The sequence below is a fragment of the Mixta calida genome (assembly GCF_002953215.1).
Lineage (GTDB): Bacteria > Pseudomonadota > Gammaproteobacteria > Enterobacterales > Enterobacteriaceae > Mixta > Mixta calida.
Genome location: NZ_CP026378.1, coordinates 854,591 through 878,918, shown reverse-complemented (window position 1 = coordinate 878,918; position 24,328 = coordinate 854,591). Strand labels below are relative to the sequence as shown.

The following is a 24,328-nucleotide window of genomic DNA, read 5'->3' as shown; positions in this document are numbered from 1 at the left end:
CAACGTGTTGAAAAAAGTTTTGCCCGTTCTGCTGTTATTGTCCGCCCCAGCTTTTGCCGCCAGGCCGACGCTCACCGTCTACACCTACGACTCTTTCGCCGCCGAATGGGGCCCTGGCCCGGCGGTTAAAAAGGCGTTCGAGGCGCAGTGCGGCTGCGAACTGAAATTCGTCGCGCTGGAAGATGGCGTCTCTCTGCTGAACCGCCTGCGTATGGAAGGCAAAAACAGCAAGGCCGACATAGTGCTGGGGCTGGATAACAATTTGGTACAGGCGGCGGAACAGACCGGCTTGTTTACCCCCTCTGACGTCGACACCACCAAACTGACGCTGCCGGTCGGCTGGCAAAACAGCACCTTTATCCCCTACGACTACGGCTACTTCGCCTTTGTTTATGACAAAAACAAGCTGAAGAATCCACCGAAAAGTCTGCGGGAACTGGTGGAAAGCGACCAGAAGTGGCGGGTAATTTACGAGGACCCGCGCACCAGCACCCCAGGCCTCGGCCTGTTGCTCTGGATGCAGAAGGTCTATGGCGCGGATGCGCCGCAGGCATGGCAGAAGCTGGCGCAAAAAACGGTCACCGTCACCAAAGGCTGGAGCGAAGCTTACGGCCTGTTCCTGAAAGGCGAAGGCGACCTGGTGCTGAGCTATACCACCTCCCCCGCTTATCATCTGATTGCCGAGAAGAAAGATCATTACGCGGCGGCCAGTTTCGCCGAAGGTCACTATCTGCAGGTTGAAGTGGCGGCGCAGTTGAAAAACAGCGCCCAGCCAAAGCTGGCGCGGCAGTTTATGCAGTTCATGGTCAGCGAACCGTTCCAGCAGACTATCCCGACAGGCAACTGGATGTATCCGGTGATCAATACTGCGCTGCCGACCGGCTTTAACAGCCTGCCGGTGCCGAAAACCGCCTTAGAATTCACCCCGGAGCAGGTCGCGCAGCAGCGCGCCGCATGGATTAGCGCATGGCAACGCGCCGTCAGCCGCTAATTGCAGGCTGGCTATGGCCTGGCCTGCTGACCGCCGCGTTGCTGGTCGGCGTGGCGCTGCTGGCCTTCGGCGCGCTGTGGTTCAACGCGCCCGATAACGACTGGCGCGGCCTGCTGCAGGACAGCTATCTGCATCATGTGGTCGCCTTTTCGTTCTGGCAGGCGCTGCTGTCGGCGCTGCTGTCGGTTTTGCCTGCGATCCCGCTGGCGCGCGCCCTGTGGCGACGACGCTTCCCTGGCCGTCAGCTGCTGCTCCGGCTGTGTGCAATGACGCTGGTGTTGCCGGTGCTGGTGGCGGTATTCGGCCTGCTGAGCGTCTACGGACGCGAGGGCTGGCTGGCCCAGCTCTGCGCGCTGCTTGGCGTCGAATACCGCTTTTCGCCCTATGGCCTGCAGGGTATTTTGCTGGCGCACGTCTTCTTTAACCTGCCGCTGGCGACGCGTCTGCTGTTGCAGGCGCTGGAGAATATTCCCGGCGAACAGCGCCAGCTCTCCGCGCAGCTCGGCATTGAGGGCTGGCACTTTTTCCGTCTGGTGGAATGGCCCTGGCTGCGTCGTCAGATCCTGCCTGCGGCGGCGCTGATCTTTATGCTCTGCTTCGCCAGCTTCGCCACCGTGCTGTCGCTGGGCGGCGGTCCACAGGCGACGACCATCGAACTGGCGATTTTCCAGGCGCTCAGTTACGACTACGATCCCGGTCGCGCCGCTTTGCTGGCGCTGCTGCAAATGGGCTGCTGTCTTGGCCTGGTGATGCTGAGCCAGCGCCTGAGCAAAGCGCTGCCGACCGGCGGCGTCTCGCTGAACGGCTGGCGCGCCCCCGGTCGTGGATTCGGCACGCTGGCCCGCGATACGCTGATTATCGCCCTTGCCCTGCTGTTGCTGCTGCCGCCGCTGCTGGCGGTTATCGTCGATGGCGTGCGCCAGGGCGCTGGCAGCCTGCGGGATCAGCCCGCGCTGTGGCAGGCCGCCGGAACCTCGCTGCGCATCGCGCTGGCCGCCGGTCTGCTGTCGGTACTGCTGACAATGCTGCTGCTCTGGAGCAGCCGTGAACTGCGCCTGCGTCAGCGCCTGCTGGCGGGCCAGGCGCTGGAGATGAGCGGCATGCTGATTCTCGCCATGCCGGGCATCGTGCTGGCGACCGGCTTCTTTCTGCTGTTTAACAGCACGCTGGGGCTGCCGCAGCAGGCGGACGGCATCGTCATTTTCACCAATGCGCTGATGGCGATCCCCTACGCGATGAAGGTGCTGGAAAATCCGATGCGCGATATCGCCGAACGCTACCAGCGTCTCTGCCTGTCGCTCGATATTCGCGGCTGGCGGCGCGTGCGCCTGATTGAGCTGAAGGCATTGCAGCGTCCGCTGGCGCAGGCGCTGGCGTTCGCCTGCGTGCTGTCCGTTGGCGATTTCGGCGTGGTGGCGCTGTTCGGCAGCGCTGATTTCCGCACCCTGCCCTACTACCTTTATCAGCAGATTGGCGCCTATCGCAGCGCCGACGGCGCGGTCACCGCTCTGCTGCTGCTGCTGCTCTGCTTTCTTCTGTTCACCCTGATTGAAAAACTACCGGGACGCCATGCTAACCCTGACTAATCTGACCTGGATCTACCACCATTTGCCGATGCGCTTTTCGCTGTCGCTGCGCCCGGGCGAGCGCGTTGCGGTGCTGGGGCCGAGCGGCGCCGGAAAGAGCACCCTGCTTAGCCTGGTGGCGGGCTTTCTTGATGCACACAGCGGGCAGATAACGCTAAACGGAGCGGATCATACCCACACGCCGCCCGCCCAGCGCCCGGTCTCGATGCTGTTTCAGGAAAACAACCTGTTTGCGCACCTGACGGTAGCGCAAAATATCGGCCTGGGCCTGCATCCAGGGCTGAAGCTGAACGCCGCGCAGCATCAGCAGGTGGCGGAGATCGCCCGCCGCGTGGGGCTGGAATCCGCGCTGACGCGCCTGCCGGGCGAGCTCTCCGGCGGCCAACGCCAGCGGGCGGCATTGGCGCGCTGTCTGGTGCGCGCCAGGCCGATCCTGCTGCTGGACGAGCCTTTCTCTGCGCTCGATCCGGCGCTGCGTAAGGAGATGCTGGCGCTGGTGGATGAGGTCTGCCGCGAACGTCAGCTGACGCTGCTGATGGTGTCGCACAGCCTGGAGGATGCGCAGCAGATCGCTGCGCGCAGCGTGCTGGTGGTGGATGGACGTATTTATTGGGACGGCGCCACCTCAGCGCTGCTGCGCGGCGAAACGGAGGCGGCGGAAGTTCTGGGGATTCGCCACCGGCCAGCGGATGAACCAGCCGGAGGCGCAAGAAGTTAACCGATAAAGACTTTCACCAACAGCTGACGGAAAATCGGCATCATCGGGTGAAATTGAATCGCGATCAGGCTGCCCGCACCGAGAATAAATCCCAGCGGCGCCAGCCAGCGCAGGCGCTGCGTCGTCAGGTAAGGCGTCGCCCAGTCCTGCTGTTTTCCGGCGCGCCACCAGCGCCAGCAGAGCCATGCGCCTATCCACGCCAGCAGCGCCACCGCCAGCAGCAGCCAGATAAAATTACCGCTCTGCGCATCTTTCGGCACGTCGATCGCCACGCCGGCGAGAATGCCCGGCAGCAGATAAAGCGGCGGCCAAAGCAGACAGCCGATAATATTCGGCGGCAGGAACTTGCGCACCGGCAGCTCCAGCATGCCCGCCGCCAGTGGAATCAGCGGCCGCGTCGGACCGACGAAGCGGCCGACCAGAATAGTGAACATGCTGTGCTGATGCAGCGCGTGCTCGGTTCTGTCCAGCATCTTTTGATGCTTTTTCAGATATTGCCAGCGGTGCAGCGGCCCCTGAAACTTCCAGCCGATACCATAGGAGATCCAGTCGCCCAGCAGACAGCCGACAATGCCCGCGCCCCAGGCGGGATAGAGCCCCAGCTGGCCGCTGCCCACCAGCGCGCCGAGGCTGGCCATCATCACCGTGCCCGGCAGCAGCAGCCCCACCAGCGCCAGCGACTCAAGAAACGTCACCAGCGCCACGGCAAACAGCGCCCACTCAAGCGATTGGGTAATCAGGTGTTCCAGCCAGGCTTCCATAAGCATCCTCAGAATCTATTGTCGCCGGGATTGTCCTGAGCGGAAGTCACAGCGTCAAGCGATGATTTGTATGGGGATATTGACATGAATTGACACCGGCTTTACCGCTGCCGGGGAGGCGCAGCGCTATGACCTGCCGCAGATAAAGCGCGCCGGTCGGAATGATTACAGGCTGACAGCTCTCCCTTCTGATTTAGTTAAATCCAACCTCAACCAGCTCGCCATTCGCTTTTTGAATATAGCGGGTATTATTGAGCCAGTAGCTAACCTCGCCATTACGCGTCAGGGTGATATACATTAACCGGTCCTTTTCGATACAGTTTTTTGGCGGCGGCATATCGTCAAAGCAGAGGCGATCGTATTTTTCCAGCGCTTTATAGCCGTCGCCGAAGCGCCAGACGGCAATATTATTTTCAGTGAGCCAATTTTCAGGAACACCGTAACTTTTAAAAAGTATTTCTTTATTTTCCAACCACCAATAAATACGAGCTTTAGAAGTCAATGGGAATTTATCGACCAGTATATGCCATGTATATGCATTTTTATGTGAAGCAATGATTTTCACTGGCTGAAAGATGACATACCCACCATACAGCAATCCTGCAATAACAATACTTAAAAACAAAATAAAATATTTATTAATTATCAATTTCATTTAATGCCGCCGCTGAGGCTTACCGTTGCACTTAGGTTATTAAAAAAAGGCTTAAATCCATATTTTTCATACCTTTGTAAAACAAACCAGATTCTGAAAAACCTAAACTGACGGAATTTATTTTTCATAATATCATTATCATCCAGCCCAAAGTGATCCTGGGCCAGATATTGTACTCTGGCCACCCACCTGTCATTTTTAACCTCTAATGATAGTATATTTATCTGAACAGCATAGATATCATGAATGGTAATACCCAAACCATTAAAGTTATCCTCTTTACGTACAAACTTAGGTAATATCATATCTTGAATATTATTATTAAAGTGAGGAAGGTGCTTTTTAGGATAGATGCCTTTTGCATAATCAACATACCTGTTAATCGTCTCCCTTATCGCTTTTAGCGAGCTGTCATCCGAATTATCCTCCAGTAACTGATTTCTTAACGCCATATCCAGCGCCGCATCGCTAAAAGGCGTGCCATCAGCGTACTGCATATGGTCAATCATTTTATTAATCAGTTGGCGATAGGGACTATAAATGGAGAAAGGCCAGCTCAGGCTGCGCATTTCATCAAACAGCAGCTGCGCGCAGACCTGATACGAACAGGTTCCCGCGTTTTTGACAGCATGGGAACGGAAAAAACGCGACTGCGGTAAATTGAACGGCGTAAGCCGTACGCCGCTGTAAGGGTCCACCGTTTCTGATACATCCGTAAGAGAGTAGCGCTTTCGCAGCTGGGAAGCCGTTAAGTCGCCAGGTAATGACTCCAACTTATTGATAGTGTTTTATGTTCAGATAATGCCCGATGACTTTGTCATGCAGCTCCACCGATTTTGAGAACGACAGCGACTTCCGTCCCAGCCGTGCCAGGTGCTGCCTCAGATTCAGGTTATGCCGCTCAATTCGCTGCGTATATCGCTTGCTGATTACGTGCAGCTTTCCCTTCAGGCGGGATTCATACAGCGGCCAGCCATCCGTCATCCATATCACCACGTCAAAGGGTGACAGCAGGCTCATAAGACGACCCAGCGTCGCCATAGTGCGTTCACCGAATACGTGCGCAACAACCGTCTTCCGGAGCCTGTCATACGCGTAAAACAGCCAGCGCTGGCGCGATTTAGCCCCGACATAGCCCCACTGTTCGTCCATTTCCGCGCAGACGATGACGTCACTGCCCGGCTGTATGCGCGAGGTTACCGACTGCGGCCTGAGTTTTTTAAGTGACGTAAAATCGTGTTGAGGCCAACGCCCATAATGCGGGCGGTTGCCCGGCATCCAACGCCATTCATGGCCATATCAATGATTTTCTGGTGCGTACCGGGTTGAGAAGCGGTGTAAGTGAACTGCAGTTGCCATGTTTTACGGCAGTGAGAGCAGAGATAGCGCTGATGTCCGGCAGTGCTTTTGCCGTTACGCACCACCCCGTCAGTAGCTGAACAGGAGGGACAGGTGATAGAAACAGAAGCCACTGGAGCACCTCAAAAACACCATCATACACTAAATCAGTAAGTTGGCAGCATCACCAAGTCGCCATATCGCATATCCGCCGCCGCTCTGTCGTTCATTTTTCTCTGGGTAGTAAAAACAGTACAAGGAAAGGTTAAAGCTGTCATTTATCGCGCTTCCTGCCGATGCGGTTTTGATGTAGCCGCGTCCCGTGCGTTATCGTTAAGCGCTTATTAATACCGGTGAAAAGCGCATGCCGATTCAAGACATGTCCCGAATTTAAATCTTTTCAGGTTGGCAGGAGATTAAGAACTGTATAAATAAACATGCTATCATTGGCGCGATTTTCCGCTTTTCAGAGGCATCGGGTGAACAACGCACGCGCAGGTTTTCTGCTGACGCGCCACTGGCGCGATACGCCAAACGGCACCGAGATCGTTCTATGGCTGGCGACCGATAACGGACCGCAGCGTCTGGTGCTGCCGCCGCAAGAATCTGTCGCCTTTTTACCCGCAGAATATCAGCAGCAGGCGAGGCAGTTGCTGGCCGATGAGCGCGACTGGCGACTGTTGCCGCTCGCCCTGAAAGACTTTCGCCATCGCCCGGTGCTGGGCCTTTATTGCTCGCAGTATCGCCAGTTGCAGCGGCTGGAAAAGCGGCTGCGCGAACAGGCTATTCCGCTCTATGAGGCGGACGTGCGCCCGCCGGATCGTTTCCTGATGGAGCGCTTTATCACCGCGCCGGTCTGGTTCAGCGGCGAACCGGCCGGAGAGAGTCTGATCAACGCTCGCCTTAAGCCGCACCCCGATTATCGCCCGCAGCTTCGCTGGGCGTCGCTCGATATCGAAACCACCCAGCATGGCGAACTCTACTGCATCGGCGTCGAAGGCTGTGGTCAGCGCATCGTGTGGATGCTGGGGCCGGAAAACGGCGACGCCAGCCAGCTCGACTTTGAACTGCATTACGTCAGCAGCCGTCCGCAGCTGTTGGAAAAACTCAACGCCTGGTTCGCCGCACAGGATCCCGACGTGCTGATTGGCTGGAACGTGGTGCAGTTTGACCTGCGCGTGCTGCAAAAGCACGCCGATCGCTACGGGATTCCGCTGCGTCTGGGACGCAACCAGACGCCGCTGGAGTGGCGCGAGCATGGCTTCAAACCCGGCGTATTTTTCGCGCAGGCGGAGGGACGGCTGATTATCGACGGCATCGAAGCGCTGAAATCCGCTTTCTGGAATTTCGACTCATTCAGCCTGGAGTCGGTGTCGCGCCAGCTGCTGGGCGAAGGCAAGGCGATTGATAATCCCTGGCAGCGCATGGAAGAAATTAACCAGCGCTTCGCCAACGATAAGCCGGCGCTGGCGCGCTACAACCTGAAAGACTGCGAGCTGGTGACGCGCATCTTCCAGAAAACCGAGCTGATGCCGTTCTTGCTGGAACGCGCCAGCGTCAACGGGCTGGCGGCGGATCGCCATGGGGGCTCGGTGGCTTCTTTCAGCCATCTCTATTTTCCACGCATGCATCGCGCCGGTTTCGTCGCGCCCAATTTCGGCGAGGTGGCGCCGGACGCCAGCCCCGGCGGCTACGTGATGGATTCACGCCCTGGCCTGTATGACTCGGTATTGGTGCTGGATTATAAAAGCCTTTACCCGTCGATAATCCGCACCTTCTTAATCGATCCGGTCGGGCTGGTGGAGGGACTGGCTCATCCTGACGATAAAGATTCGGTGCCCGGCTTCCGCCAGGCGCGCTTTTCGCGTCACAACCACTGTCTGCCCGCCATCGTCAATCAGATCTGGCAGGGACGCGAAGCGGCGAAGCGTCAGGGCAACCAGCCGCTGTCGCAGGCGCTAAAAATTATTATGAACGCCCTGTACGGCGTGCTGGGCACTCGCGCCTGCCGCTTTTTCGATCCGCGTCTCGCCTCTTCTATCACGCTGCGCGGCCACGAGATTATGCAACAGACGCGCCAGCTGATAGAGGCGCAGGGTTACGAAGTCATCTATGGCGACACCGACTCCACCTTCGTCTGGTTGAAGGCGCCGCACGATACTGCCAGCGCCGACGCTATCGGTCAGCGGCTGGTCAGCCTGGTCAATCAGTGGTGGCGCGACCATTTGCAGGCGGAATATCAGCTGGAAAGCGCGCTGGAGCTGGAATATGAAACGCATTTCGTGCGCTTTCTGATGCCTACCATTCGCGGCGCGGAACAGGGCAGTAAAAAGCGTTACGCCGGGCTGATCCAGCTGGCGGGCCAGGAACGCATGATATTTAAAGGGCTGGAGACGGTGCGCACCGACTGGACGCCGCTGGCGCAGGAATTTCAGCAGGCGCTCTACGGTCGTATTTTCCGCGGCCAGCCCTGGCAGGAATATATCCGTGAAACGGTACGCCAGCTGCTGGACGGCGAACTGGACGCGCAGCTGGTGTACAAAAAGCGCCTGCGCCGCCCGCTGCACGAATATGAACGCAACGTGCCGCCGCACGTGCGCGCCGCGCGCCTGGCCGATGAACAGAATAAAAAACTGGGCCGCCCGTTACAGTATCAAAAAGGGGGCGCCATTCGCTATGTCATGACCACCTCCGGGCCGGAGCCGCTGGAAGCGCGCACCGCGCCGCTGGATTACGATCACTACCTGACAAAACAGCTGCAGCCGGTCGCCGACGGGATATTGCCTTTCGTACAGGATGACTTTGCTACACTGATTACCGGGCAGCTGGGCCTTTTTTGACAGGTGACGAACGCGTTACCTTCCAGTACCATAGCGCCCTTCCTGAATTCACCGCTCCTGGGCCTTAGCCAGACATGTTTATTGCCTGGCCGCAACGCTATTGTCCGGGCGGGAGCATGACACCTGTTATTACGAGAATCGCGAGCTAAACATCTATGCCTTTTACACTTGGTCAACGCTGGATCAGCGACACGGAAAGCGAACTGGGACTGGGAACTGTGGTTGCCCTGGATGCCCGTATGGTTACTCTGCTTTTTCCTGCTACCGGTGAAAACCGTCTCTATGCCCGAAATGATTCTCCCATTACCCGTGTGATCTTCAATCCCGGCGATACCGTCACCAGCCATGAAGGCTGGCAGCTGGAAGTCGCTGAAGTACGCAATGATAATGGCCTGGTAACCTATATCGGCACCCGTCTGGATACTCAGGAGCCGATGGAAATGCGCGAAGTGCTGCTCGACAGCAAACTGGTGTTCAGCAAGCCACAGGACCGTCTGTTCGCCGGTCAGCTTGACCGCATGGATCGCTTCGCCCTGCGCTTTCGCGCGCGCCGTTACCAGAGCGAGCAGTATCGTCTCTCTGTCAGCGGTCTGCGCGGCATGCGCACCAACCTGATCCCGCACCAGCTGCATATCGCCCACGATGTGGGCCGCCGTCACGCGCCGCGCGTGCTGCTGGCGGATGAGGTGGGCCTCGGCAAAACTATCGAAGCCGGGATGATTATTCATCAGCAGCTGCTGGCCGGCCGCGCCGATCGCGTGCTGATCGTTGTGCCGGAAACTCTGCAGCATCAGTGGCTGGTGGAAATGCTGCGTCGCTTTAACCTGCGTTTCTCGCTGTTTGACGACGCGCGCTACGCCGAAGCGCAGCACGACAGCGACAATCCGTTCGATACCGAGCAACTGGTGATTTGCTCGCTCGATTTCGTGCGTCGCAACAAACAGCGTTTACAGCAGCTGGCGGACGCGGAGTGGGATCTGCTGGTCGTAGACGAAGCGCATCATCTCGCCTGGAGCGAAGGCGAGCCGAGCCGCGAATATCAGGTTATCGAACAGTTGGCGGAGCAGATCCCCGGCGTGCTGCTGTTGACGGCGACGCCGGAGCAGCTCGGCATGGAGAGCCACTTCGCGCGCCTGCGCCTGCTCGATCCGGATCGGTTCCACGATTTTGAGCAGTTCGTCGCCGAGCAGGAGAATTATCGCCCGGTCGCCGATGCGGTCGCCATGCTGCTGGAAGACAAAAGCATCACCAGCGCCGAGATGAATCTGCTGAGCGATCTTATCGGCGAGCAGGATATCGAACCGCTGCTGCAAACCGCCAACGGCAAGAGCGACGGCAGGCAGGCGGCGCGCGAAGAGTTGATTCGCATGCTGATGGATCGTCACGGCACCAGCCGCGTGCTGTTCCGCAACACCCGTAACGGCGTGAAGGGCTTCCCGCATCGCGAACTGCATCAGATCCGTCTGCCGCTGCCGACGCAGTATCAGACCGCGATCAAGGTTTCCGGCATCATGGCGGCACGTAAATCCGCCGAGGAGCGCGCGCACGATATGCTCTACCCGGAGCAGATTTATCAGGAGTTTGAGGGCGACAGCGGCACCTGGTGGAACTTCGATCCGCGCGTTGAATGGCTGATGGGCTATCTGACCAGCAACCGCAAAGAAAAAGTGCTGGTGATCTGCGCCAAAGCGGCGACCGCGCTACAGCTGGAGCAGGTGCTGCGCGAGCGTGAAGGCATTCGCGCCGCGGTATTCCATGAAGGGCTGTCGATTATCGATCGCGACCGCGCCGCCGCCTGGTTCGCTTCGGAAGAGGATGGCGCGCAGGTGCTGCTCTGTTCAGAAATCGGTTCCGAAGGACGCAACTTCCAGTTCGCCAACCGGCTGGTAATGTTCGATCTGCCGTTCAACCCCGATCTGCTGGAGCAGCGTATCGGCCGCCTCGACCGTATCGGTCAGACGCGCGATATTCAGATCATGGTGCCTTATCTGGAGAAAACAGCGCAGTCGGTGCTGGTGCGCTGGTATCACGAAGGGCTGGATGCGTTCGAGCATACCTGCCCGACAGGACGCACGGTTTACGATCGGGTGCACGATCAATTGATCGGCTATCTGGCCGCGCCGGAAAACAGCGAAGGGCTGGACGCGTTTATCGCTGAATGCCGTCAGCAGCACGATGCGCTGCGCGCGCAGCTGGAGCAGGGCCGCGACCGTCTGCTGGAGCTGCATTCCAACGGCGGCGAGAAAGCCCAGGCGCTGGCGGAAGAGATTAGCCGTCAGGATAACAATATCGAGCTGGTCAACTTCGCCCTTAACCTGTTCGATATTATCGGCATCAACCAGGAAGATCGCAGCGATAACCTGATTGTGCTGACGCCGTCCGATCATATGCTGGTGCCCGATTTCCCCGGCCTGCCGGAAGAAGGCTGCACCATCACCTTCGATCGCGATCAGGCGCTGGCGCGTGAAGATGCGCAGTATGTGACCTGGGAACACCCGATCATTCGCAACGGTCTCGATCTGATCCTGTCAGGCGATACCGGCAGCTGTGCCCTTTCACTGTTAAAAAACAAGGCGCTGCCGGTCGGCACGCTGCTGATCGAGCTGATTTACGTGGTGGAGGCGCAGGCGCCGAAACATCTGCAATTGACCCGCTTTCTGCCGCCAACGCCGGTGCGTCTGCTGGTGGATCGCAAAGGCGTCAATCTGGCCGACAAGGTGGAATTTGAGAGCTTTAACCGTCAGCTGAACGCGGTGAACCGCCATAACGGCAGCAAGCTGGTGAACGCGGTGCAACAGGATGTGCATGCGATTTTGCAGCTGGCGGAGCCGCAGGCGGCGGAAGCGGCGCGTAAGCTGATCGACGCGGCGCGCGCCGAGGCGGATGAAAAGCTGAGCGCTGAGCTAGAGCGTCTGGAAGCGCTGAAGGCGGTGAACCCAAATATCCGTGAAGATGAGATCGCCGCGCTGGAGAGCAACCGCAGCGAGGTACTGGCCAGCCTGAATGATGCCGGCTGGCGTCTGGACGCGCTGCGCCTGATCGTCGTCTCTCATCAGTAAGCGAACCGGAGACGCAGACGATGGAACCCTATAACCCGCCGCTGGAGCCCTGGCTGCATATTTTGTATCAGGACGATCACATCATGGTGGTCAATAAGCCGAGCGGGTTATTGTCCGTGCCGGGCCGTCTTGAGGAGCATAAAGACAGCGTGATGACGCGCGTTCAGCGTGACTTTCCACAGGCTGAATCGGTGCACCGCCTTGATATGGCCACCAGTGGCGTGCTGGTGGTGGCCTTGACGAAGGCGGCCGAACGCGAGCTGAAGCGCCAGTTCCGCGAACGCGAGCCGGAAAAAAGCTATGTGGCGCGTATCTGGGGCCATCCCGATAAGGATGAGGGACTGGTGGATTTGCCGCTGATTTGCGACTGGCCGAATCGCCCGAAGCAGAAGGTCTGCTTTGAGACCGGAAAGTCGGCGCAAACGGAGTATCAGGTACTGGAGCGGGCAGCGGATAACTCTGCTCGCGTGCAGCTGAAGCCGATTACCGGCCGTTCGCATCAGCTGCGCGTGCATATGCAGGCGCTGGGCCATCCGATTCTGGGCGACCGCTTTTATGCGCATGAGACGGCGCAGGCGTTAGCGCCGCGTCTGCAACTTCACGCCGAGTCGCTGACGATTACCCATCCTGCCTTCGGCAACCGCATGACGTTCCGCCAGCCCGCCGATTTTTAACGGCCTGCGGCGAGCGCGTTGACGCTGGGGTGGCGATATTGCAGCGGACTGCGGGCTTTCAACGTAGATGATGTCGTGGCAGGCTGAGTGGGCTTTAACGTAGACGGTGTCGCGGCGGGCTGAGTGGGCGTTAACGTGGGTGATGACGCGGCGGTCGCGAGGTTGACGCCCGTCCTGCGCCGTCAGCAACAGGCAGGCCGCTCCGTAAAGACGTCGTCAATCCATCCCTGGAGACTCCGCCGCGTCATCCCTGACGCGAAGGCTTTACTGCACGGCCTGCCTGTTACTTCCTTTCGTTTTGTGCCAATCTGCTTGCCGCTCTTCAACTTTAGCGATGCCGATTTTCCTTTTGAAAATGCCGTATCGCTTGCTTATCACTTTATCCTGCACCTCAGTGACTGAAAGCGTATAGATAACGTTCTGAAACGGGAGCGATTCAGCATTTTCCCGGTTGTTGGAATTTAAAGCACACTATCAGGGGAAGAAGAGGGGCTGGCCGAAGAGGCGGGCCTCCCGCGCCAGGGAAGGCGCGGGCGGAGGCCCCAGGGATGGGTGCATGCCGTCCCGCCGAACGGCCAGCCTCTCTTCTGACCGGCACGGAGGCCTTCAGCAAACCGGCACCAAAGCCCCAGCAAACCGGCACCAAAGCCCCAGCAAACCGGCACCAAAACTACTTAAATTTTCGCTCTTTGCGGATCAGATCCCAGGCCGCCTGAATCTCCTGCGCCTTCTGCTTCGCCATTTCCATCATCTCTGGCGGCAAACCTTTCGCCACCAGCTTATCGGGATGGTGCTCCGCCATCAGCTTGCGCCAGGCGCGCTTAATCGTCATATAGTCATCGGTTGGCTTCACGCCCAGAACCTTGTAGGCAGCCTCCAGCGTCGGCCCCTGCTGCGCGCCGTAACGCGGGCCGCCCTGCGACGCGCCGCTCCAGGCGCGATCGCCGCCAAACTGCTGTCCGCCTTCCATCATCCGCAAGAACTGTTCGAACTGCACGCGTGAAATCCCTAATTCTTCCGCGATCACATACAACACCTGACGCTCATTGGGATGCAGCAAACCGTCGGCAAACGCCGCCTGAATCTGGATTTCCAGAAACATCCGAATCAAATCGAAACGGCCAAAACAGGCGCTGCGCAGCTCGCGTAGTTTGTTACGCAACGGATAATCGCTCTGCTTGCCTTCACGAAACGCCTGCTGCGCCTGCGTACGCGCCGCGCCGTGCAGCTGCATGCGATCCATCTGCAACGAGGCGATCTGAATATCCGCTTCGGTGACGCGCCCTTTTGCCTTGCTTAAATGTCCCATCACCTGAAAAGTGGTGCGGAAAAAAATTGTCTGTCGGGTCTGATTATTGGAAAAATATGCCCTGCTCTGCGTTTCGCGAATTTTATCGACCAGATGGCCGAGCAGCAGACCAATCACCAGTCCCCAAAAGCCTGCGCCGGAAAGCAATCCCAGCACCAGACCAATTACTTTTCCCCAATAGCGCATATACTCCTCAATTCGCCATGCCGAAGAATAAAAATTGCATTATCATACCTGTCATTTATCTCACTGCCTAACGGCAACGCGGACAGGCAAGGATTAACACTGGCGCAACGCAGTTCAGTACGTTAGTCTCTGACCGTTTTGTCGGCATGATGCCAGTAATTACGGAATTCTCGATACCGCGTATGAAAAAACGTATACCCACACTGCTGGCCACGATGATTGGCGCAGCGCTTTACAGTCAGCACTCCCTCGCCGACGATCTGATGTCGCAGTGTATGCTGGGCGTACCAAGTTATAACCGTCCCCTGGTGCAGGGCGACGCGAATCAACTGCCGGTAACGATACATTCTGATAACGCCAGGGGTAACTACCCTGACGACGCGGTATTTACCGGCAAAGTCGACATTCAGCAGGGCAACAGCCGTCTACGTTCTGACGAAGTGCAGCTGCATCAACGCCAGCAGCCGGGCCAGACCGCGCCGGTCCGTACCGTCGATGCGCTGGGTAATGTGCACTATGACGACAACCAGGTCATCCTGAAAGGCCCGAAAGCCTGGTCAAACCTGAACACGAAAGACACCAACGTCTGGAACGGTGACTACCAGATGGTAGGACGTCAGGGCCGCGGCACCGCCGATCAGATGAAGCTGCGCGGCAACAACCGCTACACCATTCTGGAAAACGGCACCTTTACGTCATGCCTGCCCGGCAGCAACAGCTGGAGCGTGGTCGGCTCGCAGGTGATTCAGGATCGTGAGGAACAGGTAGCGGAGATCTGGAACGCGCGCTTTAAACTTGGCCCGGTACCGGTCTTCTACAGTCCTTATCTGCAGCTACCGATCGGCGATCGCCGCCGCTCTGGCTTCCTGATCCCGAACGCGAAATACAGCAATAATGACGGCTTCCAGTTCGCGCTGCCCTATTACTGGAACATCGCGCCGCAGATGGACGCCACCATTACGCCGAACTATCTGAGCAGGCGCGGCCTGCAATGGCAGAATGAGTTCCGTTATCTGACGCAGGCTGGCACCGGTCTGGTAGAGTTCGACTATCTGCCGAGCGACGACGAATACAAACGTGACGAAGCGGCGCGTAACTCCAACGGCGGCGACGCCAACCGCTGGCTCTTTTTCTGGCGTCACTCCGGCGTTTATCAGCAGCACTGGCGTTTTAACGCCGACTACACCAAAGTCAGCGATCCTTACTACTTCCAGGATCTCGACTCGAAGTACTACTCCACTACCGACGGCTACGCCACGCAGAAATTCAGCGTCGGCTATGCGGATACCAACTGGGACGCCACGCTCTCCAGCAAAGACTTCCAGGTATTCGACACCAACCGCTCGCGAAACGTTTACCGCGCACAGCCGCAGTTTGACTTTAACTACTACAAAAATGACGTTGGGCCGTTCGATACCCATCTCTACGCACAGGCGGTGCAGTTCACTAACGTGAACAAAGATTTGCCGGATGCGGTGCGCCTGCATCTGGAACCGACGATCAACCTGCCGCTGGCTAACGACTGGGGCAGCCTGAACACCGAAGCGAAACTGCTGGCGACTCACTACCAACAGAGCGACGTCGACTATTACAACTCCAGAAATCCAAATAACCAGTTAAAAGAAGATGTGAACCGCGTGATGCCGCAGTTTAAAGTCGATGGCCGTATGGTGTTCGATCGCTCGATGAACTGGGCGGAAGGCTATACCCAGACGCTGGAGCCGCGCGTTCAGTATCTTTACATTCCCTACCGCGATCAGAGCCATATCCAGGCGTATGACTCCACGCTGCTGCAAACCGACTACACCGGTCTGTTCCGCGACCGCACCTACAGCGGCCTGGATCGCATCGCCTCCGCTAACCAGGTGGCCAGCGGTCTGACGACGCGTATTTATGATAACGATCTGGTTGAACGTTTTAATCTGTCCGTAGGTCAAATCTACTCGTTTACCCCGTCGCGCACCGGGCTGAACACCACCAGCGATGAAGATGACACCGGCAGCCTGATTTGGGCCGGTGACACCTGGTGGCGCGTCAGCGATCGCTGGGGCGTCCGCGGCGGCGTTCAGTATGATACGCGTCTGGATAATGTTGCGCAGGGCAACGCGGTGCTGGAATATCGCCGCGACGCCGACCGCATGGTGCAGCTGAACTACCGTTACAGCAGTCCGGAATATGTGGCCAGCGCCTTGAGCAACAGAATTTCAGCCAGCAACAGAACGATTTACGAGAATGGCATCTCGCAGGTCGGCATGACAGCCAGCTGGCCCATCGCTGATTCCTGGGCGATCGTAGGCGCTTACTACTACGACACCAAGGAAAAACAGCCTGCCGATCAGCTGGTCGGATTGCAGTACAGCTCCTGCTGCTACGCTATCCGCGTGGGTTATGAGCGCAAAATCAACGGCTGGGAAAACGACAACAGCAAGTATGAAAACCAAATCTCATTCAACATTGAGTTGCGTGGCCTGAGTCCGAACTATGGGCTGGGCAGCAACCAAATGCTACGTCAGGGCATTCTGCCTTACCAGCGCGCTTTCTGATGTTGTAATGTTTGACAGGCAAACCCGCAGTGCGGAAAGAAAAATGGAAAACGTATGAAGAACTGGAGAATGCTGATACTGGGTGTTGCGCTGGCCGCTAACACCGCGATCGCAGCCCCGCAGGTAGTTGATAAAGTCGCCGCCGTGGTCAATAACGGCGTCGTTCTGGAAAGTGACGTTGACGGCATGATGCAATCGGTAAAAGCGCAGGCGCAGCAGGCTGGACAGCAACTGCCGGACGACCGCACGCTGCGCCACCAGATTGTCGAACGCCTGGTGATGGATAACATCATCCTGCAGATGGGCAAACAGATGGGCGTGCAGATTAGCGATCAGCAGCTGGATCAGGCGATTGCCAATATCGCCGCGCAGAACCGCATGTCGCTGGATCAAATGCGCAGCCGTCTGGCCTACGATGGCGTCAACTATAACGCCTATCGTGAGCAGATCCGCAAAGAGATGCAGATTGCCGAAGTGCGCAACAATGAAGTGCGTCGTCGCGTCACCATCCTGCCGCAGGAAGTGGACACGCTGGCGAAACAGGTCGCTGCGCAGAACAGCCAGGGCACCGAGCTGAACATTAGCCATATCCTGCTGCCGCTGCCGGAAAACCCGACGCAACAGCAGGTTGACGACCAGGAGAAACTGGCGAAACAGCTGATGGGCGAACTAAACAGCGGCGCCGATTTCGGTAAGCTGGCGGTCACCTACTCCGCCGATTCCCAGGCGCTGCAGGGCGGCAACATGGGCTGGGGCAAAATTGAAGAGCTGCCGACACTGTTCGCTCAGGCGCTTAGCACGGCCAAAAAAGGCGATATCGTCGGTCCGATCCGCTCCGGCGTCGGCTTCCATATCCTGAAAGTCAACGACCTGCGCGGTGAGAGCCAGAATATCTCCGTAACGGAAGTGCATGCGCGCCATATTCTGCTGAAGCCGTCGCCGATTCTGACCGACGCGCAGGCGCGCCAGAAGCTGCAACAGATTGCCGATGACATCAAAAGCGGCAAAACCAGCTTCGCCGCAGCAGCGAAACAGTTCTCCGACGATCCGGGTTCCGCCAACCAGGGCGGCGATCTGGGCTGGAACTCTCCAGAAATTTACGATCCCGCCTTCCGCGATGCGCTGCTGCGCCTGAGCAAAGGCGAAACCAGCCAGCCGGTGCACTCCTCTTTCGGCTGGCATCTGATTCAGCTGCTGGATACGCGCAAGGTTGATAAAACCGATGCGGCGCAGAAAGAGCGCGCCTATCGTCTGCTGTTCAACCGTAAGTTTGCGGAAGAAGCGCAAACCTGGATGCAGGAACAGCGCGCCAGCGCCTACGTTAAAATTCTGGACGCCAATGCGCAGTAACGCTCGTGTTGTCATCACTCCCGGCGAACCCGCCGGGATTGGTCCCGACGTCGCCCTTCAACTGGCGCAGCGCGACTGGCCGGTTGAACTGGTGGTCTGCGCGTCGCCGCAGCTGCTCGCCGAGCGGGCGCAGCAGTTGGGCCTGCCCCTCTCCCTGCGTGACTATCAGCCCGACGCGCCAGCGCAGCCGCAGCGCGCCGGCACGCTGACCGTGCTGCCGATCGCGCTGGCCGCGCCGGTCACTGCCGGAAAGCTGGAGGTCGCCAACAGCCGTTACGTGCTGGAAACGCTCGCCCGCGCCTGCGACGGCTGTCTGAGCGGCGAATTCGCCGCGCTGATCACCGGTCCGGTGCATAAAGGCGTGATTAACGACGCCGGCATCGCCTTCAGCGGCCATACGGAATTTTTCGCCGAGCGCGCCGCTTGCGATCGCGTCGTCATGATGCTGGCGACGGAGACGCTGCGCGTGGCGTTAGCCACTACGCATCTGCCGCTGAAAGCGGTCTCGGACGCCATCACCGAAGCCAGCCTGCATGAAGTGATTGGCATTCTGTATCAGGATTTACAGCGCAAATTCGGCATCGCCCAGCCGCATATTCTGGTCTGCGGTCTGAACCCGCATGCGGGCGAAGGTGGTCATATGGGCCGCGAAGAGATCGACACCATCATTCCGGCGCTGGAGAAGCTGCGTCAGCAGGGCATGAATCTGACCGGACCGCTGCCGGCGGATACGCTGTTCCAGCCGAAATACCTGCAGCATGCTGACGCCGTTCTGGCGATGTATCACGATCAGGGCCTGCCGGTGTTAAAATACCAGGGCTTCGGCCGCGCGGTGAATATCACCCTTGGCCTGCCTTTTATCCGTACCTCCGTTGACCACGGCACCGCGCTTGAACTGGCCGGCCAGGGCAACGCCGATGCGGGAAGCTTTATTACGGCGCTTAATCTCGCCATCACTATGATCAAAGAAGTCAATGAATAATCGCGTCCACCAGGGTCATTTCGCCCGCAAACGTTTTGGGCAGAACTTCCTTAACGACACCTATATTATCGAAAGCATCGTTTCGGCTATCCATCCTCAGCCCGGCGAGGCGATGGTGGAAATCGGTCCCGGCCTCGGCGCCCTGACCGAGCCGGTTGGCGAACGCCTTGACGCGCTGACCGTAATCGAACTGGATCGCGATCTGGCCGCGCGCCTGCAAACGCATCCGTTCCTCGGCCCGAAGCTGACGATTTACCAGCAGGACGCCATGACCTTCGATTTCGCCAGCCTGGCGGCGGAGAAAGGCCAGCCGCTGCGCGTCTTCGGCAACCTGCCCTACAACATCTCTACACCGTTGATGTTCCACCTTTTCAGCTATACTGATGCGATCAAAGATATGCACTTTATGCTGCAGAAAGAGGTGGTCAACCGTCTGGTGGCCGGCCCCGACAGCAAAGCCTACGGCCGCTTAAGCGTGATGGCACAGTACTATTGTCAGGTGATCCCGGTGCTGGAAGTGCCGCCGGAATCCTTTACGCCAGCGCCGAAAGTCGATTCCGCCGTGGTGCGTCTGGTGCCGCATAAAGCGCGCCCGCATCCGGTTACGGATATTCGCGCGCTGAGCCGTATCACCACCGAAGCCTTCGGCAAGCGCCGCAAAACGCTGCGCAACAGCCTGGGCCATCTGTTTAGCGCCGAGGTGATGGACAGTCTGGGCATCGACGGCAGCCTGCGTGCGGAAAACATCACCGTCGCCCAATATTGTCAGTTAGCGAACTGGTTAACTGCGCACCCTGAGTCGCAGGAGAGTTAAGGCATGAATGAATCGCCCCGAGTGTGTGTTCAGGTACAGAGTTTTTATGTCGAATCACAATCAGCCCCGGATGAGGAGCGCTACGTGTTCGCCTATACCATTACCATCCGCAACCTGGGGCGTGACAACGTGCAGCTGCTTAGCCGCTACTGGTTGATTACCAACGGTAACGGACGCGAAACCGAAGTTCAGGGCGACGGCGTGATTGGCGAACAGCCGCACATTGCGCCCGGCGATGAATATCAGTACACCAGCGGCGCGGTGCTGGAAACCCCGATGGGCACCATGCAGGGGCATTACGTGATGATCGACGATCGAGGCGAACAGTTTCATGTCGATATTCCCGTGTTCCGTCTTGCCGTCCCTTCGCGCATTCACTGATGAGAAACCCGGCTACGGCCGGGTTTGCCGTTTCTTATCCAGGTAACTATTTCATGAGTACATATCTGATTGGCGACATTCATGGCTGCTACGATGAACTGCAGTCTCTGTTGCAGCAGGTCGCCTTTGACGCTGAAAAAGACACCCTTTGGCTGACAGGCGATCTGGTCGCGCGCGGCCCGGCTCGCTGGAGGTGCTGCGCTTTGTGCGCTCGCTGGGCAGCGCGGTGCGCATGGTACTGGGCAATCACGATCTGCATCTGCTGGCGGTCTATGCCGGCATTAGCCGCAACAAGCCGAAAGATCGCATTACGCCGCTGCTGGAGGCGCCCGACGCCGACGAGCTGATCAACTGGCTGCGCCGTCAGCCTTTGCTGCAGGTGGATGAAGAGAAGAAGCTGGTGATGGCGCACGCGGGCATTACGCCGCAGTGGGATATTGAAACCGCACAAATGTGCGCGCGGGAAGTCGAAGCGGTGCTTTCCAGCGACAGCTACCCGCTGTTCCTGAACGCGATGTACGGCGATATGCCGAACAACTGGACGCCGGAGCTAACCGGCCTGGCGCGCCTGCGCTTCAGCACTAATGCACTGACGCGCATGCGTTACTGTTTCCCTAACGGGCAGTTGGATATGATCTGCAAAGACGCGCCCGGCTCGGCGCCGCCGCCGTTGAAGCCCTGGTTCGCCATTGAAAGCCCGGTGGCACGCGACTACACCATTATTTTCGGCCACTGGGCCTCGCTGGAAGGCAAAGGCACCCCGGAAGGGATTATCGGCCTTGATACCGGTTGCTGTTGGGGCGGAACGCTAACGATGCTGCGCTGGGAAGATCGCCAGCTGTTTATTCAGCCGTCCAACCGCCAGCAAAGCGCCGAAGGCGACGATGTAGCGCCCGCTGCGCTGCGCGCTGAATAAGTACGGCCGGGCCGTCAGACGGCCCGGCGCTGCCTTCGTCAGGCGCCCAGCACGCCGCCATCTTCGCGGGTGATCATGATCACCGAGGAACGTGGCCGCGGGCTGTTGTTCGGGAAGTGCGAATCCCCTTCTTCTCCCGGATGCTGTACGTTAACGAACATCGTTTTATAGTCCGGCGTGAACGTAATGCCGGTCAGCTCGCATGATTTCGGCCCCACCATAAAACGACGAATTTCACCGCTCTCCGGGTCACCCACCAGCATCTGATTATTGCCCTGCCCCTGATAGTCGCCTTCATTGCTGTATTTGCCGTCGGTGAGAATCCATAGCCGCCCGGCGCCGTCGAAGCCTAAACCGTCAGGGCTGTTGAAGGTGTTTTCAGCGGTGATATTGGGCGTGCCGCGCTGTACGCCCTGCGGATGAGCGATCGGGTTGCCGCACAGCACGAAGATATCCCAGTTGAACTGCTGCGCCGTGGCGTCGCCTCCCTCATCCCAACGGATAATCTGACCATATATATTGTCAGGGCGCGGATTGGCCGCATCTACCGGCATCTTTTCATTGCCACGCTTGTTGTTATTGGTCAGCGTGCAATAGGCGCGGCCGTCATGCGGGTTAACGGCGATCCACTCCGGACGATCCATCCGCGTGGCCTTTACCACCTCCGCCGCTGCGCGAGCGTTAATCAGAATGGCCGCCTGATCCTGAAAGCCGTTCTCCGCCGTCAGGCCATTCTGTCCATGCGTCAGCGCCAGCCAGCGACCCGTGCCTTTCAGCGGCGTGCCGTTTTTGTCTCCTTCAAATACCGCCACATAGAGCGTGCCCTCATCCAACAGGGCGCGATTCGCCGTCGGGTTAGCGTGGTCGACTTTACCGCGTGACACATATTTATAGATATATTCGCCGCGCTCGTCGTCGCCCATATAGACCACCAGCTCGCCGCTTTTCGCCACCGTGACCGCGGCATTCTCATGCTTAAAGCGGCCCAGCGCGGTGCGCTTGATCGGCACCGAAGCAGGATCGAGCGGATCGATCTCCACTATCCAGCCGTGACGGTTGAATTCATTAGGGTTTTTCGCCACATCGAAACGCTCGTCAAAATCGGACCAGTTGCGCTCTGGCTCGTTCGCTTTCAGCGTATAGCGTTTCTGCTGGGCGCTGGGGCTGAAATCGGCTGCTTTGGTGCCGAAATAGGTGTCGAAGTTCTCTTCGCAGGTGAGATAGGTGCCCCACGGGGTTTTACCGTTGGCGCAGTTGCCGAAGGTGCCCAGCACCGTTTTGCCTTCGGGATCGGCGGTGGTTTGCAGCGCCGCGTTGCCTGCCGCCGGGCCGGAAAACTGCATCGGCGTATTGGCGGTGATGCGGCGGTTATAGCGTGACGGACGCACCACATGCCAGCGGTTCCCTTCGCCGCGCGCCACCTCAACCACAGAAACGCCGTGCGCGGCCTGCGATTTTTTTACATCTTCCACGCTGGTCGCTTTGCTGCCGCCGTGCGCGAACAGGTACTGTTCGTTGACGTACTCATTGTTAATCGCCATTACGCCACGATTATCGTCGATGGCGAAAAAGCTCATGCCGTCGTTATTGTCGCCAAACTGTTTTTCCTGATCGGCCGCACTGTTGTTGCCCTGCGGATCGAAGGGCGGCGCACCGTCTACCAGCGGCTCGCCCCAGGAGATCAGCACTTCGGCCCGATAGCCGGGCGCAATAGCGATTTCATCGGCAGTTGAGGCGGGAATGCCGGTGAATCCCAGCAGCGGACTGTTGGTCGGCGCAGAAGTGACCTGCGCGAAGGCGGGCAGGCTGACGCCGCCGCCGAGAAAGCCAGCGAGCCCCAGCGCGCCGCCGCCGGCCAGCAGTTTACGACGTGTTGGATTGAGCAACGAATCGCTGTTAAGCGCAAGAATTTTATCGGTCATTTTGCATTGCTTCCTTTATGGTGTCCCAGAGTGGAAGCAATGCTAGAGGTCAAAAATGACAGCCATGTTACAACTGGCTAACAGAAACGGTTAATGTGGGCGATCAGCGGCGCTCGAGAATTTCAAAGCAGTAGCTGTGGGAGTTTTTCTCATCGGCATCATGAAACTCGCTGAAGACCGACTGCCACTCGTCCGGCTCATAGTCGGGAAAGTGCGTGTCGCCTTCCACTTCAGCGTCGATATGGGTCAGATAGAGACGATCGGCGCGATGCAGCATCTGCTCATAGATACGTCCACCGCCAATAACCATCACCTCTTCCACATCACCCGCCGCCGCCAGCGCCTCATCCAGCGAGCTGACCCAGGTGACGCCTTCGGCCTGCGCCGGCTGGCTGCTGACGACGATGTTCTGCCGTCCCGGCAGCGGACGGCCAATCGATTCCCAGGTCAGACGGCCCATAATGACCGGCTTATTCAGCGTATTACGTTTAAACCAGGCTAAATCCGCAGGCAGATCCCACGGCATAGCGTTTTCCATCCCAATAACGCGATCGGCTGCTAAAGCCGCTATCAGGCTTATCATCATAGGTTCTCTACAGGGTGTAAAATTGGCGCCATCATACGGAAAGGCGAAACTTTCGTCGATAGGCGGATGAAGGGATTTACGTAAAGGTTGTAAAGAGCCTTTTACCGTTGGCTAACGTAACAATCGAACGCGACAGGTTAGCCCTCTCCTCTTATTGAAGGCGGCGTGTTCAGGGTGAGACACGTTAGGTCGCCGCGACAGGTTTGCTGTTAATCAGGCTTTGTTTATTGGAAAGACGGTGCTTATTGTTAACAGTTGGGATTACCGCTCAGCGTCACGCTATTTGTAGAGCGAAATCAGATAATTTTTTTCGCGCTAATAACCTGTTTGTTATAGTTTTGCGATTTATTTATGCCATTGCCGCTGAAAGTTATTAGCTTTATTAATAAGTGACGCCAGGCGAACGCAAAAATGGAAAACCCTACTTGATTATTTTTCAAATAGCGATAACGTTACTGACTGAATATAACTTTACGTGATCTTTTCTTGCTTCAGGAAATAACAGACGTTTTTATGAAAGTGTCTTCCAGCCGGAAAAAATCAATAAAGATGATCATTATTTCTTAATAAATGTTTAAGAATAACAGACCCAATTTAGTAAGCAGAACCGGCGCATGCGTAAGCGGCGCGCTGCCAGAAAAAACGCGTGACGTCTGACGGTATCGCAGCTGAACATACCCAGCTTCATACAGGCGCAAAATGCCATTTAAAGCATAC

Annotated in this window: 20 protein-coding genes and 1 pseudogene; 13 read left to right on the top strand and 8 right to left on the bottom strand. The window is 57.8% G+C overall.

Annotated elements, in window-relative coordinates; translation table 11 throughout:
• The first annotated feature begins 4 nt into the window (after positions 1-4).
• From thiB to thiQ, 3 genes are read left to right on the top strand one after another with little or no spacing between them, the layout of a single operon-like run.
• Entirely contained in the window at positions 5-991 is a 987-nt protein-coding gene (gene thiB / locus C2E16_RS04150; RefSeq protein WP_084969991.1) for a thiamine ABC transporter substrate binding subunit, read from the top strand.
• Positions 967-2,577, top strand: a complete 1,611-nt coding sequence (gene thiP, locus C2E16_RS04145) for a thiamine/thiamine pyrophosphate ABC transporter permease ThiP (protein WP_038628305.1) — start codon at positions 967-969, stop codon at positions 2,575-2,577. The genes thiB and thiP overlap by 25 nt, the downstream gene beginning before the upstream one ends.
• A complete protein-coding gene (thiQ, locus tag C2E16_RS04140) occupies positions 2,561-3,295 on the top strand; it encodes a thiamine ABC transporter ATP-binding protein ThiQ (protein ID WP_084971706.1) in 735 nt (244 codons plus the stop codon). Before thiP ends, thiQ begins: the two co-directional genes overlap by 17 nt.
• Here the strand turns inward: thiQ and C2E16_RS04135 are convergent.
• The 5 genes from C2E16_RS04135 to C2E16_RS04110 form a co-directional block, all read right to left on the bottom strand.
• On the bottom strand, positions 3,292-4,056 hold the full coding sequence (locus C2E16_RS04135; RefSeq protein WP_084971704.1) for a DedA family protein: 765 nt from the start codon (positions 4,054-4,056) through the stop codon (positions 3,292-3,294). The two genes, thiQ and C2E16_RS04135, sit on opposite strands and share 4 nt — an antisense overlap.
• 193 nt (positions 4,057-4,249) lie before the next feature.
• On the bottom strand, positions 4,250-4,711 hold the full coding sequence (locus C2E16_RS04130) for a DUF943 family protein (protein ID WP_084971702.1): 462 nt from the start codon (positions 4,709-4,711) through the stop codon (positions 4,250-4,252).
• Positions 4,708-5,484 (bottom strand): DUF3289 family protein, encoded by a 777-nt coding sequence (locus C2E16_RS04125; protein ID WP_167401652.1) that lies wholly within the window; start codon positions 5,482-5,484, stop codon positions 4,708-4,710. The genes C2E16_RS04130 and C2E16_RS04125 overlap by 4 nt, the downstream gene beginning before the upstream one ends.
• A gap of 1 nt (position 5,485) precedes the next feature.
• Positions 5,486-6,183, bottom strand: a protein-coding gene (locus C2E16_RS04120) for an IS1-like element IS1A family transposase (RefSeq protein WP_233987823.1) whose coding sequence is annotated in 2 segments (ribosomal slippage) — positions 5,486-5,934 and positions 5,934-6,183 — 699 coding nt in all. Because the reading frame shifts where the segments join, the coding sequence is not laid out codon by codon here.
• Positions 6,184-6,216: 33 nt separating this feature from the next.
• Positions 6,217-6,327, bottom strand: coding sequence for a DUF3289 family protein (locus C2E16_RS04110; protein WP_104951424.1), 111 nt, complete (start codon positions 6,325-6,327; stop codon positions 6,217-6,219).
• A gap of 201 nt (positions 6,328-6,528) precedes the next feature.
• On the opposite strand from C2E16_RS04110, the gene polB reads away from it, so the two are divergent.
• From polB to C2E16_RS20510, 4 genes are all read left to right on the top strand, one after another.
• Positions 6,529-8,889: a DNA polymerase II gene (gene polB, locus C2E16_RS04105; RefSeq protein WP_084971333.1), complete on the top strand. Its 2,361-nt coding sequence runs from the start codon at positions 6,529-6,531 to the stop codon at positions 8,887-8,889.
• A 155-nt stretch (positions 8,890-9,044) separates the two neighbouring features.
• The gene (gene rapA, locus C2E16_RS04100) at positions 9,045-11,948 is read left to right on the top strand and encodes an RNA polymerase-associated protein RapA (RefSeq protein ID WP_084971332.1); all 2,904 of its coding nucleotides are present in this window, start codon (positions 9,045-9,047) and stop codon (positions 11,946-11,948) included.
• Positions 11,903-12,622, top strand: a complete 720-nt coding sequence (gene rluA, locus C2E16_RS04095) for a bifunctional tRNA pseudouridine(32) synthase/23S rRNA pseudouridine(746) synthase RluA (RefSeq protein ID WP_071883709.1) — start codon at positions 11,903-11,905, stop codon at positions 12,620-12,622. Before rapA ends, rluA begins: the two co-directional genes overlap by 46 nt.
• 123 nt (positions 12,623-12,745) lie before the next feature.
• A complete protein-coding gene (locus C2E16_RS20510; RefSeq protein WP_133052101.1) occupies positions 12,746-13,024 on the top strand; it encodes a hypothetical protein in 279 nt (92 codons plus the stop codon).
• Positions 13,025-13,292: 268 nt separating this feature from the next.
• Here C2E16_RS20510 and djlA read toward each other — a convergent pair whose 3' ends face one another.
• The gene (gene djlA / locus C2E16_RS04090) at positions 13,293-14,117 is read right to left on the bottom strand and encodes a co-chaperone DjlA (protein ID WP_038628325.1); all 825 of its coding nucleotides are present in this window, start codon (positions 14,115-14,117) and stop codon (positions 13,293-13,295) included.
• 146 nt (positions 14,118-14,263) lie between these two features.
• Here djlA and lptD point away from each other — a divergent pair, with 146 nt between their 5' ends.
• The 6 genes and pseudogenes from lptD (at position 14,264) to apaH (ending at position 21,103) form a co-directional block, all read left to right on the top strand.
• Positions 14,264-16,660 carry an LPS assembly protein LptD gene (lptD, locus tag C2E16_RS04085; RefSeq protein ID WP_084971330.1) on the top strand — a complete coding sequence of 799 codons (2,397 nt, stop codon included), beginning with the start codon at positions 14,264-14,266 and terminating at the stop codon, positions 16,658-16,660.
• 54 nt (positions 16,661-16,714) lie between these two features.
• The gene (gene surA, locus C2E16_RS04080; protein WP_038628330.1) at positions 16,715-18,010 is read left to right on the top strand and encodes a peptidylprolyl isomerase SurA; all 1,296 of its coding nucleotides are present in this window, start codon (positions 16,715-16,717) and stop codon (positions 18,008-18,010) included.
• Positions 18,000-18,992, top strand: coding sequence for a 4-hydroxythreonine-4-phosphate dehydrogenase PdxA (pdxA, locus tag C2E16_RS04075; protein WP_038628332.1), 993 nt, complete (start codon positions 18,000-18,002; stop codon positions 18,990-18,992). The genes surA and pdxA overlap by 11 nt, the downstream gene beginning before the upstream one ends.
• Positions 18,985-19,806, top strand: coding sequence for a 16S rRNA (adenine(1518)-N(6)/adenine(1519)-N(6))-dimethyltransferase RsmA (rsmA, locus tag C2E16_RS04070; protein ID WP_038628335.1), 822 nt, complete (start codon positions 18,985-18,987; stop codon positions 19,804-19,806). The genes pdxA and rsmA overlap by 8 nt, the downstream gene beginning before the upstream one ends.
• A gap of 3 nt (positions 19,807-19,809) precedes the next feature.
• Complete coding sequence (apaG, locus tag C2E16_RS04065; protein ID WP_038628338.1) at positions 19,810-20,187, top strand: Co2+/Mg2+ efflux protein ApaG; 378 nt, start codon at positions 19,810-19,812, stop codon at positions 20,185-20,187.
• A gap of 53 nt (positions 20,188-20,240) precedes the next feature.
• A pseudogene (apaH, locus tag C2E16_RS04060) lies at positions 20,241-21,103 on the top strand (bis(5'-nucleosyl)-tetraphosphatase (symmetrical) ApaH).
• 38 nt (positions 21,104-21,141) lie between these two features.
• Here apaH and C2E16_RS04055 read toward each other — a convergent pair.
• Positions 21,142-23,025: a PhoX family protein gene (locus C2E16_RS04055; RefSeq protein WP_084970025.1), complete on the bottom strand. Its 1,884-nt coding sequence runs from the start codon at positions 23,023-23,025 to the stop codon at positions 21,142-21,144.
• Positions 23,026-23,128: 103 nt separating this feature from the next.
• Positions 23,129-23,608 carry a type 3 dihydrofolate reductase gene (folA, locus tag C2E16_RS04050; RefSeq protein ID WP_038630125.1) on the bottom strand — a complete coding sequence of 160 codons (480 nt, stop codon included), beginning with the start codon at positions 23,606-23,608 and terminating at the stop codon, positions 23,129-23,131.
• Positions 23,609-24,328 lie beyond the last annotated feature (720 nt).